Annotated in this window: 9 protein-coding genes; 3 read left to right on the top strand and 6 right to left on the bottom strand. The window is 66.1% G+C overall.

The annotated features are described in order from the left end of the window. Positions 1 to 106 precede the first annotated feature (106 nt). Entirely contained in the window at positions 107 to 1,312 is a 1,206-nt protein-coding gene (gene gspF / locus V6F88_RS01130) for a type II secretion system inner membrane protein GspF (RefSeq protein ID WP_332607532.1), read from the top strand. Positions 1,313 to 1,405: 93 nt separating this feature from the next. Here the strand turns inward: gspF and V6F88_RS01125 are convergent, their stop codons facing one another. The 3 genes from V6F88_RS01125 to V6F88_RS01115 all read right to left on the bottom strand — a co-directional run bounded on the left by V6F88_RS01125 (position 1,406) and on the right by V6F88_RS01115 (position 5,389). Next, positions 1,406 to 1,744 carry a P-II family nitrogen regulator gene (locus V6F88_RS01125; RefSeq protein WP_046804601.1) on the bottom strand — a complete coding sequence of 113 codons (339 nt, stop codon included), beginning with the start codon at positions 1,742 to 1,744 and terminating at the stop codon, positions 1,406 to 1,408. Positions 1,745 to 1,882: 138 nt separating this feature from the next. Continuing rightward, positions 1,883 to 3,949: an NAD(+) synthase gene (locus V6F88_RS01120; protein ID WP_332607531.1), complete on the bottom strand. Its 2,067-nt coding sequence runs from the start codon at positions 3,947 to 3,949 to the stop codon at positions 1,883 to 1,885. Between the two features lie 75 nt (positions 3,950 to 4,024). After that, positions 4,025 to 5,389, bottom strand: a complete 1,365-nt coding sequence (locus tag V6F88_RS01115) for a mechanosensitive ion channel family protein (protein ID WP_332607530.1) — start codon at positions 5,387 to 5,389, stop codon at positions 4,025 to 4,027. A gap of 152 nt (positions 5,390 to 5,541) precedes the next feature. Here V6F88_RS01115 and argH point away from each other — a divergent pair, with 152 nt between their 5' ends. Then, positions 5,542 to 6,963 carry an argininosuccinate lyase gene (gene argH, locus V6F88_RS01110; protein ID WP_104144922.1) on the top strand — a complete coding sequence of 474 codons (1,422 nt, stop codon included), beginning with the start codon at positions 5,542 to 5,544 and terminating at the stop codon, positions 6,961 to 6,963. Between the two features lie 81 nt (positions 6,964 to 7,044). Here argH and V6F88_RS01105 read toward each other — a convergent pair whose 3' ends face one another. Continuing rightward, positions 7,045 to 7,464 (bottom strand): type II toxin-antitoxin system HicB family antitoxin, encoded by a 420-nt coding sequence (locus tag V6F88_RS01105; RefSeq protein ID WP_332607529.1) that lies wholly within the window; start codon positions 7,462 to 7,464, stop codon positions 7,045 to 7,047. Positions 7,465 to 7,745: 281 nt separating this feature from the next. On the opposite strand from V6F88_RS01105, the gene V6F88_RS01100 reads away from it, so the two are divergent. Then, a complete protein-coding gene (locus tag V6F88_RS01100; protein WP_332608910.1) occupies positions 7,746 to 9,767 on the top strand; it encodes a PEP/pyruvate-binding domain-containing protein in 2,022 nt (673 codons plus the stop codon). A gap of 157 nt (positions 9,768 to 9,924) precedes the next feature. Here V6F88_RS01100 and lpdA read toward each other — a convergent pair whose 3' ends face one another. Then, positions 9,925 to 11,328, bottom strand: a complete 1,404-nt coding sequence (gene lpdA, locus V6F88_RS01095; RefSeq protein ID WP_332607528.1) for a dihydrolipoyl dehydrogenase — start codon at positions 11,326 to 11,328, stop codon at positions 9,925 to 9,927. Positions 11,329 to 11,330: 2 nt separating this feature from the next. Further along, complete coding sequence (locus V6F88_RS01090) at positions 11,331 to 12,785, bottom strand: dihydrolipoamide acetyltransferase family protein (protein WP_332607527.1); 1,455 nt, start codon at positions 12,783 to 12,785, stop codon at positions 11,331 to 11,333. Between the last annotated feature and the right edge of the window lies 1 nt (position 12,786).

Here is a 12,786-nt window from a genome sequence, read left to right as displayed (position 1 = left end):
AGTGCAACACTACGGTCATATTTGACATGCAACATACGGGCTGCAAACCCTTTAAATTCGGGGCTCTTGCGCGTTTTTGATTCGCGCGCCGGCCCCTGCTTTCGCCATGCCTTCCTATCGATACGAAGCCACCGACGCGCTGGGCAAAATCGTGCGCGGCACGATCGATGCCGACACCGAGCGCGGCGCTCGCAACCAACTGCGCGGCCGCGGCTTGTTGCCCTTGTCCACCGCATTGGCGGCGCGCGCGCACGGGCTGGGCGCCGGCTTGCGCACGCGCTTGTCGGATGCAGACCTGGCCTGGTTGACGCGGCAGTTGGCCAGCCTGCTGGCCGCGCGCCTGCCGCTTGACGCCGCCCTGTCCGCCACGCTTGAACAAGCCGAGAAAAAACACATCGCGGCCACGCTGGGCGCGGTGCGCGATGACGTGCGCGCGGGCCATCGCTTATCCACCGCGCTGGCCGCGCGGCCGCGCGACTTTCCCGAGATCTATCGCGCGCTGATCGGCGCCGGTGAAGAATCCGGCGACCTGGCGCAAGTGATGGAAAAGCTGGCCGACTACATCGAAGAACGCAATACGCTGCGCAGCAAGGTGATGACGGCGTTCATCTACCCGGCCGTGGTCGCCAGCGTGTCGGTCATCATCGTGATCTTTCTGCTGGGCTATGTGGTGCCGCAGGTGGTGTCGGCGTTCAACCACGCCAAGCAGCAACTGCCCATGCTGACCCGCGTGATGCTGGCGCTGTCGGACTACGTGCGTGAATGGGGTGCGGTGACGGGCGCGGTGCTGGTGGCCGCCATCGTGCTGTGGCGCTACACGCTGCGCGCGCCGGCGGCGCGCCGAGCCTGGCATGCGCGTGTGCTGCGGCTGCCGCTGGCCGGCCGCTTTGTGCTGGGCGTGAACGCCGCGCGCTTTGCTTCGACATTGGCCATCTTGTGCGGCAGCGGCGTGGCCTTGTTGACGGCGTTGGAGGCGGCGCGTCGCACCTTGGGCAACGATGTGCTGCGGTTGGCGGTGGATGAAGCGTCGGCCCGCGTGCGCGAAGGCGCGGCGCTATCGGCGTCGCTGGGCGCACAGAAGGTGTTCCCGTCGCTGCTGGTGCACCTGATCGCCAGCGGCGAAAAAACCGGGCGCCTGCCCGAATTGCTGGATCGCGGTGCGCAGAACCTGTCGCGCGATCTGGAACGCCGCGCCATGGCGATGACGGCGTTGCTTGAGCCGGCGCTGATCCTGCTGATGGGCGGGTTCGTGCTGCTGATCGTGCTGGCGGTGATGATGCCGATCCTGGAAATGAACCAGCTGATCCGCTAGAAGGCAAAGGGCCAAAAAGACAAAGGCGCCCGCCCCGGTGATGGGACGAGCGCCTTTGACATTCAGCCGATGGCGGTCAACAGGCGGCGCGGATCACAGCGCCTCTTCGTCGGCTTCGCCGGTGCGGATGCGGATGGCTTGCTCAACGGGCGACACGAAGATCTTGCCGTCGCCGATCTTGCCGGTGCGCGCGGCCTTGACCACGGCTTCGATGGCGGCTTCGACCTGGTCGTCGGGCAGCACGACTTCAACGCGGATCTTGGGCAGGAAGTCCACCACGTATTCCGCGCCCCGGTACAGTTCGGTGTGGCCCTTTTGGCGGCCGAAACCCTTGACTTCGGTGACGGTCAGGCCGCTGACGCCGACTTCGGCCAGCGCCTCGCGGACTTCGTCGAGCTTGAAGGGTTTGATGATGGCGGTGACTTGTTTCACGTTGGGCGTCCTGGGTTTTTGATGTGTTGCGGCGCCCTGCCCACCGCTTGCGAGGCAGCCGGGGCGCGATGGATAAGAGAATACCACCGGGGCCCGCCATGCAAACGGGCCGCCGGCGTCATTGCGGGAGAACCCCGATCAGGCGTTGGGCCCGGCATCCGGAATGCGTTCGGCGTCGCGCATCCACACCACGGATTCCGAATCGCTGGGCGCGCGCCAGTCGCCGCGCGGCGACAGCGAGCCGCCCGAGCCGACCTTGGGCGCATTGGGCACGCAGGTACGCTTGAACTGCGTTGTACGGAAAAACCGGTCCAAAAATATCTTCAGGTTGCGCTTGATGGCGGCCAGGTCGTACTGGTTGCGCACCACGTGGCCGGCGTCCGGCCAGGCGCCCGCTTCGCGGTCACGCCAGGCGGCCAGCGACAGGAACGCCACCTTGGTGGGCGCAAACCCATAGCGCAGCGTGTAGTACAGGTTGAAATCCTGAAGCTCGTACGGGCCGATGGAATCTTCGCTTTTCTGCACGGGCTTGTCGTCGGCGCCACCCGGCACCAATTCCGGGCTGACGTCGGTGCCCAGCACGTCCAGCAGCACGCCGGCGCCGTCATCGCCCAGCCGCCCGGATTCCGCCACCCAGCGCACCAGGTGCGTGATCAGGGTCTTGGGCACGCTGGCGTTGACGCTGTAGTGCGACATGTGGTCGCCCACGCCATACGTGCACCATCCCAGTGCAAGTTCGCTAAGGTCGCCGGTGCCGATGACGATGGCGTTGCTGAAGTTGGCGATGCGGAAGAGGTGATTGGTGCGTTCGCCGGCCTGGACGTTTTCAAACGTGATGTCGTAGACCGGTTTGCCTTCCGCGTACGGGTGGCCCAGGTCTTTAAGCATTTGCAGGCAGCTGGGGCGGATATCGACTTCGGACGCCGTGCAGCCCACCACCGCCATCAGGCGGCGCGCCTGTTGCAGCGTGCGGGTGCTGGTGGCAAAGCCGGGCATCGTCACGGCCAGGATGTTGGACCGGGGCAGGCCCAGCGTGTCCATGGCCTGCGCGCAGACGAGCAGCGCGTGGGTGGAATCCAGCCCGCCGGAAATGCCGATGACCACCTTGGACATCTTGCTGGCCGACAGGCGCTGGGCCAGGGCCTGCACCTGGATGCTGTAGACCTCTTTGCAGCGCGCATCGCGCTGTTGCGGGTCGGCCGGCACATACGGAAAGCGCGCCACGCGGCGCTCAAGCGGCAGTTCGGCATCGTCCAGCGGCGGGTTCACCGGCACCGCCACCGAACGGAACTTGCGCACTTCGTCCTGATGGCGGCGCACGGACTGGCCGAACGTCGTCTGGCGCATGCGTTCGCGCGACAGGCGATCCAGGTCCACGTCCGAGAACAGCAGGTGCGAATGGTTCAGGAAGCGTTCGGATTCGCCCAGCAGTTCGCCGTTTTCATAGATGATTGCCTGGCCGTCCCAGGCCAGGTCGGTGGACGATTCGCCCCGGCCGGCCGACGTGTACATATAGGCCGACAGGCAGCGCGCGGACTGCTGCGCCACCAGTTGATGGCGGTATTGCGACTTGCCGACGACGATGTTGGACGCCGACAGGTTCACCAGCACGGTGGCGCCGGCCAGCGCGGCGAATGAGGACGGCGGGATCGGCACCCAGACGTCTTCGCAGATTTCGACGTGGAACTGGAACAGCGGCAGCTTTTCCATCTGGAACAGCAGTTCGGGCCCGAAGGGCACGGTCTGGCCCAGCAAAACGATGTCGGTGACGGCCGCGCAGTCGGCGGCGCTGAATTGGCGGGCTTCGTAGAATTCGCCGTAGTTGGGCAGGTAGCTCTTGGGCACCACGCCCAGCACGCGCCCGCCCGCGGCCACCACGGCACAGTTGAACAGCTGGTGGGACACGCGCAGCGGCGCGCCCACAATCACGGCGATATCCAAGTCGGCCGTGGCCGCCACCACCCGCGCCAACGCCTCTTCGCACTCATCCAGCAAGGCTTTCTGGTGGAACAGGTCGTCGCAGGTGTAGGCCGACAGGCCCAGCTCGGGAAACGCCACCAGCACCGCGCCGCCCTGGGCGGCCTGCTGGGCCAGTTCTATGGTTTGCGTGGCGTTGAAGGCCGGATCGGCGATGCGGCATTCGGGCACGCCGACCGCCACCCGGGCGAAGCCGTGGGAATACAGGTTGAAGAACGGGTTCGACATCGGGAGTTCGCCTGGGGTCAATGAAGACTAAATTCCAACGCGCGGATTATCTCATGGCGCCTGGCCCGGCCAGGGCTAGCCGGGCACCTTGCCGTCGCTGGGGCCACGCGGCCCCGACGCCGCGCCGTGCCCGTCCGGCAGGACCAGGCCGGGGCGATCGCGTTCGGCCGACAGTGCGGCCTGAATCGCGCTTTCGCGCAGCTGGCTGCCCATGGCGCCGAAGTCGGCACCCGACGGTTGCTGGTACAGGCGCAGGCCCAATTCGGGCAAGATGGCCAGCAGATGGTCGAAGATATCGCCCTGGATGCGCTCGTATTCCACCCAGGCGGTCACGGCGGTAAAGCAATAGACCTCGACGGGGATGCCGTCGGACGCCGGTTCCATCATGCGCACCATCATCGCCATGTCCTGGCGCACTTCGTGGTTCTGTTTCAGATACGCCAGCCCGTAGGCGCGGAAGGTGCCGATGTTGGTCAGGCGGCGGCGGTTGGCCGGCACGCTGGCCAGTTCGCCCATGGTCTGGTTGGCTTGGGCGATGTCCAGCGTCTTGGCTTGCAAATAGTCGTGCAACAGGCGGAACCGCATCAGTTGCCGGGCTTCCTCGTCGGTCAGGAAGCGCACGCTGGCCGCATCGATGCGCAGCGTGCGCTTGATGCGCCGCCCGCCGGATTCAAACATGTGGCGATAGTTGCGATAGCTTTCCGAGAACAGCTTGTAGGTCGGCACCGTGGTGACGGTGTTGTCCCAGTTCTGCACTTTGACGGTATGCAGCGCAATATCCTTGACGAAGCCGTCGGCGTTGGATTGCGGCATTTCGATCCAGTCGCCGATGCGCAGCATGTCGTTGCTGGTCAGCTGGGTGCTGGCCACCAGGGACAGCAGCGTGTCCTTGAACACCAGCAACAGCACGGCCGAGAGCGCGCCCAGGCCTGAAATCATCCACAGCGGCGAGCGGTCGATCAGGATGGAAAGCACCAGCACGGTGCACACGGCCATCAGGATCAGCTTGCCGATCTGGATATAGCCCTTGATGGACCGCGTCTGCGCGCGGGTGGTCGCGGAATAGGTGTCCTGCCAGGCGCTCAACACGCCCGAGAACGCCACGAACACGCAGATCCACGCGCCGGCATGCGCCAGCCGGCCCACCACCGACACCGCCCGCTCGGCATGCGGCACCAGGCCGATACCCATCGACACCACGGCAAACGGCACGGCGTACCACAGGTTTTGATAGGCGCGGCGGCGTTGCAGGGCCTTGTCCCAGTCGCCCCGGCCGCTCAGGACCAGCACCCGGTGCGCCAGCAGCAACACCACACGCGCCACCACCCACTGCACGAACAGCGCCGTCAGGACCAGCACGCCGGCGCCGACCAGCGTCTGCGCCCACGCCTCGTGCGGCATGTGGGCGTCCAGCTGGGTCACCAGTTCTTCCCATTCCATGGGCATATGTCTTGTACTCGCTCTACGTTCTAGAAACCAACGGGGGATTATCCGACAAGTGGCGCGCGCCGCGCGTTGCTGCCCCCAAAAATCGCGGCCCCGGCGCCCGCGCGTGCGCCCGCTTGTCGGCAGGCCCTATAATTCCGCCCATCATGGCAAACACTCCCTCCCCCGATCAAAACCAGTTCGCCAACAAGGCGCAGGCCTGGTCCGCCCGGTTCTCGGAACCGGTATCCGAACTCGTCAAACGCTATACGGCGTCCGTGGATTTCGACAAGCGCCTGGCGCGACACGACATCCAGGGCTCGCTCGCGCATGCGGACATGCTGGCCGCCCAGGGCATCATCGGCGCGCAAGACCTGGCCGACATCCAGCGCGGCATGACGCAGATCCTGTCTGAAATCGACGCCGGCAGCTTCCAATGGCTGCTGGATCTGGAAGACGTGCATCTGAATATTGAGAAGCGCCTGGTGGAACTGGTGGGCGATGCGGGCAAGCGCCTGCACACCGGCCGGTCACGCAACGACCAGGTCGCCACCGACATCCGCCTGTGGCTGCGCGACGAAATCGACAACCTGCAAGACCTGCTGCGCCAGCTGCGTCATGCGCTGGCCGCCGTCGCGCTAGACAACGCCGGCACCATCATGCCGGGCTTCACCCACCTGCAAGTTGCCCAGCCGGTCACCTTCGGCCACCACCTGCTGGCCTACGCCGAAATGTTCGGCCGCGACGCCGAACGCCTGGCCGACTGCCGCCGCCGCGTGAACCGCCTGCCGCTGGGCGCCGCCGCGCTGGCCGGCACGTCGTTCCCCATCGACCGCGAACGTGTCGCCAAGACGCTGGGCTTTGACGGCGTGTGCCGCAATTCGCTGGACGCCGTTTCCGACCGCGACTTCGCCATCGAATTCTGCGCCGCCGGCGCGCTCATCATGACGCACGTGTCGCGCCTGTCCGAAGAGCTGGTGCTGTGGATGAGCCCGCGCGTGGGCTTCATCGACCTGGCCGACCGCTTCTGCACCGGCAGCTCGATCATGCCGCAAAAGAAGAACCCCGACGTGCCTGAACTGGCCCGGGGCAAGACCGGCCGCGTCAACGGCAACCTGGTCGCCCTGCTGACCCTGATGAAGGGCCAACCCCTGGCCTACAACAAGGACAACCAGGAAGACAAGGAAGGCCTGTTCGACACCGTGGACACCGTGCGCGACACGCTGACCATCTTCGCGGACATGGCAGCCGGCATCAAGGTCAAGGCCGACAACATGCGCGCCGCCGCCCTGCAAGGCTTCGCCACCGCCACCGACCTGGCCGACTACCTGGTCAAGCGCGGCGTACCGTTCCGCGACGCCCACGAAGTGGTTGCCCACGCCGTGCGCGACTGCGAACAACGCAATTGCGACCTGGCCGACCTGTCCACCGACGAGCTCAAGGCGTATCACGCCCAGATCGGCGACGACGTCCACCACGTGCTGACACTGGAAGGCTCGGTCGCCGCCCGCAAGCACATCGGCGGCACCGCCCCCGAACGCGTCGCCGAAGAAGCCCGCCGCGTCCTGGCGGAAACGGCCCAAGGCTGATTCCGACGCCAAGCGGGTTGCGGTAAAGACAAGGCCCCCGATTGGGGGCCTTGTTGCGTTGAAGGCATGCAGGCGTATCGGCTACGCGATGGACACGTCCAGCCTGCGGCCCAGGGTTTCCAGCGCCGCTTCGACCTGTTCGATGCGTGACGAATGCCGCAGATTCAACAGGCGATCAACCTGGGGCGTATGAACGCCCAGACGTCGAGCCATCTCGGCTTTGCGAACCCCTTGGCGAATAATTTCGTTGGACAGGAACACTTTGCTGGTAACCACGGCGGGCAAGGTGACAGAGTGCTGTGTTGCGCGCGTCGGGCCAGGTAGCGGAATGGGTCGACGCTCATCGAAGTAAATCTCCAGCACGGCCTCCAGCGCTTCCAATGCGTTCTCGGCGGCATCCCGTTCATCGGTTGCGACACTGGCAGCCTCGGGAAAATCGGGAAAGAGCACCAACAACGTACCGTTCGTGTCGGGAGTCAGCGTGTAGGGATAGGTCAGCACAACGGCCTCCTTATTGTCCAGAACCCCGGTTCAGGGCGACATCAAAGCAAAATCCAAAAAACAGACCCGAAAAGCGGGCCGATCGAATCCCCTCCTTGCAGAAAGGTAGGAGATGCCTCCAGTCTGGACCAGAGGCTTTAGCAAAAAAGCGGACCGATTCACCCCCCAGCTCACACGCTTGGCCACACCTGGAAACATCCCACTACGGGCCGGCCTGGCGGCTCCGATATGATCGCAACCTCTTGCGATCCGCCTCCTTTTTTGATGCGCCCTGCTCCTTGATGCGCCCCACTGCCGCCTTACGTCGTCCTGGCCCGCCGCGCCGGCCGAAACTGCTTGTGCTTGCCCTGGCCGGGCTGCTGGCCGCCGGCTGGGGGCTGGCTGCCCAGGCGCAGACGGCGCGCAAGCCGTCGCCCTACGAAAACCAGCGCCCGTTGCGCCCGGATGAACGCGAAGCCAGGCTGGCGGAAAGCGCCAAGCGTGGCGGGCCAGGGTTTCTGAGCCAAATCCGCACAGAGGCCGAATTCCGGCAGTTGGCGCGCGTCTACAACGCCGGGACGCCTCTGGAGATTCCCCACGTGCTGTTCGTCATCGATCGGCAGCGCGGCAACCGCATCTATTACCTGGACACGCCGCGCTACACCTTGCACGAGAACTTTGCGCGTGAACGCCAGCTGCTGCCCGGCATGGACAAGGCCACGTTGATTGCGCAGTACAAGGACCCGGACCGCCGCCTGCTGTTCGGCACGCTGAGCTGGCAGCGGGACCTGCCCGGCTACACCTATGAATTCTGGGAAGGTGATCGCGTCACGCCCGCGCTGTTGCGCCTGACTGAAGATAAGCTGCGCGGCACCTTTTACGAGCCGGTACGCTTCAAGGCGAATTCCACGATGCATGAGCAGACGGCGCAATCGGCCGGACTGGCTTTCGTGACGCAAGAGGCGCTGCTGCGCGAGCAGACCTTTCTGCCACTTAATACCGGCCGCGCCCAGGGGCGTCTGCGTATTGTGAAGTCGGTGGAGGATACGCCCGACCTGGCGCCGACCGACATCGTGGTGCTGGACGAAGTGCCGGTTGCGCTGCCGCCCGTCGCCGGGCTGGTCACGCAGCGCCCGTCCACGTTGTTGTCACACGTGAATCTGCTGGCCAAGGGGTGGCGCATTCCGAACGCCTACGTGCGCGATGCCGTGGCTGTGCTGCGCCAGCATGACGGGCAATGGGTGCAGCTGACCGTGAACAGCAACGGCTATCAGGTCGAGCGCATTGCGCGACCGGACGCGGGTGCGCCGCCCCCGCCGCCGCCGCGCGTCGCCGTGGCGCTGCCCAAGCCGGACCTGTCGGTGCGCGCCATCAAGCCGCTGACCGGCATGGCCACGCGCGACAGCCGGCATTGCGGCGTCAAGGCCGCCAACCTGGGCGCGCTGAAAGCCGCCCTGCCCCCGCTGGCCAGCGTGCCGGACGGTTTTTGCATACCGTTCGCGCAGTACGTCGCGTTCATGGATCGCTTGGGCGTGCCCGAACGCGTCGCAGCGCTGGAACAGCGGCCCGACTTTATCGGCGACGCCAGCGTGCGCCGAGCCGAACTGGCCGCACTGCGCCAGGACATCGTCAACGCCACGCCCGACACCGTGCTTGCCGACGCATGGCGGGAACGCTGGAGAACGCAGTTGAAAGGGCGCGGCGTCTTCGTGCGCAGTTCGTCCAATTCCGAAGACCTGCCGGGGTTCAGCGGCGCGGGCCTGTACACCACGGTGCCCAACGTGACGCAGCCGGATGCCTTGGCGAAAGCGGTGCAGACGGTGTGGGCGTCGGTCTATAACTTCGAGGCCTACGAAGCGCGGCGCGCGGCCGGTATCGGCCAGGGTGGCGTGGTGATGGCGGTGCTGGTGCAGTCGGCGGCCGCCTCGGACAGTTCCGGCGTGATGATTACGCGCGACCCCTTCGATGCCTCGCGCCGCTACGTGACGTACATCTCGGCCAAGCGCGGCCTGGGGATCAAGGTGGTGGAAGGCAAGCGCCAGGCAGAACAGCTGATGTATTCGACGTGGTCCAAGGCGGTGCAGGTGCTGAGCCGGTCGGCCGAGGACACGCAACTGGTGGCGGACGCAGCCGGTGGCGTGCGCGAAGTACCCATCGAAGGGTCAAGACAGGTGTTGAACGATGCGCTGGTCGCGCGGCTGGCTGCCGTGGGCAACCAGATCAAAGTGCGCTTGGGCAACGTGGACCAGGATATTGAATGGGCCGTGCAAGGCGACAACATCATCGTCCTTCAGGCCCGGCCGTATATCGATGGCGGCAGGTGAACACCATCATGGCCGGCGGCGGCCGATAAAGACGGACACGGCCCGCAGCGGCCGGTAAAGACGGACACGGCCCGCAGCAGCGGCCGGTAAAGACAATTCCGGCCGGCGGCGGCAATTGCCACCACCGGCCGTGCATCGACCCGCGCAACAGCCCGCGTCAGATGTGCAGCGCGTGGCCCAGTGCTTTCAGGGCGGCTTCCTGAACGGCTTCGCCCAGCGTCGGATGCGCGTGGATGGTGCCCGCCACGTCTTCCAGCGTGGCGCCCATTTCCAGCGACTGGCCGAACGCCGTCGACAATTCCGATACCCCGCGCCCCACCGCTTGCCAGCCCACGATCAGATGGTTGTCGCGCCGTGCCACCACGCGGACAAAGCCGTCGGTGGACTCCAGCGTCATGGCGCGGCCATTGGCGGCAAACGGGAAGGACGCGGCCAGGCAGTCCAGCCCCGCGGCTTGCGCCTCATCGGGCGACAGGCCCGCCACCACGATTTCCGGGTCGGTAAAGCACACGGCGGGAATGGAGGCAGGCTGGAACTGGCGACGCTTGCCCGCCACCAGTTCCGCCACCATCTCGCCCTGCGCCATGGCGCGGTGCGCCAGCATCGGTTCGCCCGCAATATCGCCAATGGCCCAGACGTCGCGCATCGACGTGCGGCACTGGTCATCGATCCGCAGCGCATTGCCCTTGCGATCCAGTTGCAGGCTTTCCAGGCCCCAGCCCTGCGTGCGCGGTCGGCGGCCCACGGCGATCAGCACGCGGTCGGCCGGCAACAGGGTTTCAGCACCGGACGCATCCTGGATGCGCACCGCGTCGCCCGCGCCGTTCAGGCCCAGCACTTTGCGATTCAGATGCAGGGCCACGCCCATCTTGGCCAGTGCGGTGGCAACGGGCTTGGTCAGTTCGGCGTCGTAAGTCGGCAGGATGCGGTCCTGCGCTTCCACCACGGCAACTTCCGCGCCCAGCTTGCGGTACACGGTGCCCAGTTCCAGGCCGATATACCCGCCGCCCACCACCACCAACTGCTTGGGGATGGACGTGGGCGACAAGGCTTCGGTAGACGACACCACCATGCCGCCAAACGGCATCGACACCAGCGGCGTGGGTTCGGACCCGGCCGCCAGCAGCAGGTGTTCGCACTGGATGCGCAAGGTGGCGCCGTCGGCGGTGGCCACTTCGGCCGTCTTGCCGTCCAGCAGGCTGGCCCAGCCCTGCACCACCTGCACGCCGTTTTTCTTCAGCAGCGCGCCCACGCCGCCCGTCAGCTTGCCCACGATGCCGTCCTTCCAGGACACCGTGCGCGCAATGTCGATGGCCGGCTGGGATACCGAGATGCCCAGGGCAGACTCGCCCGCGTAATGGCGCGCCTTGTCGAATTCCTCGGCCGCGTGGATAAGCGCCTTGGACGGGATGCAACCGATGTTCAGGCAGGTGCCGCCCAGCTGCGCGCCCTCGACCAGGATGGTCGGCACGCCCAGCTGGCCGGCGCGGATGGCGGCCACGTACCCGCCCGGGCCGCCGCCGATCACCAGCAAGGTCGTTGTCTTTGTGATCTGGCTCATGCTTACTCCACGAAAAGCAGCGCGGGTTGTTCCAGCAGCGCGCGCACCGCCTGGATGAAGCGCGCCGCGTCCATGCCGTCCACCACGCGGTGGTCGAACGACGACGACAGGTTCATCAGCTTGCGCGCCACCACGGCGCCGTTGCGGAAGGCGGGCCGTTCAACGATCCGGTTCACGCCGACGATGCCGACCTCGGGGTGGTTGATGACCGGCGTGGTCACGATGCCGCCCAAGGGCCCCAGGCTGGTGATGGTGATGGTGGACCCGGACAGCTCGTCGCGCCCGGCCGTGCCGCTGCGCACCGCTTGCGCCAGGCGCCCGATCTCGGCCGCCATGGACCACAGGTCGCGCGCTTCGGCGTGCCTCATCACCGGCACCATCAGGCCGCCATCGCTTTGCGTGGCGATGCCGATGTGCACGGCGCCGTAACGCGTCACCACGCCGCCTTCGTCGTCATAGCGCGCATTGATCTGCGGAAAATCACGCAAGGCCACGACCATGGCGCGCGCCAACAGCGGCAGCAAGGTCAGCTTGCCGCGTGACTCGCCCCATTTCTGATTCAGCTGCACGCGCAGGTCTTCCAGTTCGGTCACGTCGATTTCCTCGACGTAGCTGAAGTGGGGGATACGGCGCTTGGACTCGGCCATCTTCTGCGCGATCTTGCGGCGCAAACCGATGACGGGCACCACGTCCTGGTCATGGCGTTCCACATACGCCGACCCGCCGCGCACCGCGTTGCCTGTGCCTTGCGCTTGCAGATAGGCGTCCAGGTCTTCATGCATGACGCGGCCGGCCGGGCCGCTGCCGGCAACAAAGCGCAGTTCGATACCCAAGTCCCAGGCGCGCTTGCGCACCGCGGGCGAGGCCAAGGGCTTGTCGCCCGGTTGGCGCGGCACGGCGGGCGCGGTGGAAGAAGCGGATGCGGATCGCGCGGCTTGTTGCCCGGGTTGATGCCCCGCTTGTCGAGAAGATTGCGCACTGGCTTGTTGATTGCCTTTTGGCTGGGCCGGTGCAGCAGCCGAGGCAGACGCCGGCGCCATGGACGCGGCGATCTGGCCCGCGATGCCGCCCGCTTTCGCGCCGGCAGTCCCGCCAGCTTCGGCTTGCGTGGACGTGGACGCGGACGTGGACGCCGACGCGTCGCCGGCCCCCGGCTTGGCCTGAGCCGATGCGCCCTGCCCCGGCGCGCCCGAACCCGGCCGCACATTGCCCTCACCTTCCACTTCCAGGCGAATCAATTCACCGCCCACGGCCATCACCTGACCCACGTCGCCACCCAGCGCAATCACCTTGCCGACGACCGGCGACGGGATTTCCACCGTGGCCTTGTCAGTCATCACATCGGCCAGCGGCTGGTCTTCGACAACCGTGTCGCCCACCTTGACGTGCCAGCCCACCAGTTCAACTTCGGCAATGCCTTCGCCAATGTCGGGCATCTTGATGATATGAATGCCCATG

It is taken from the genome of Achromobacter sp. ESBL13 (genome assembly GCF_036668755.1).
Lineage (GTDB): Bacteria > Pseudomonadota > Gammaproteobacteria > Burkholderiales > Burkholderiaceae_B > Achromobacter.
The sequence above is the reverse complement of the archived record's forward strand: the minus strand, read 5'-3'. Positions and strand labels throughout refer to the sequence as shown.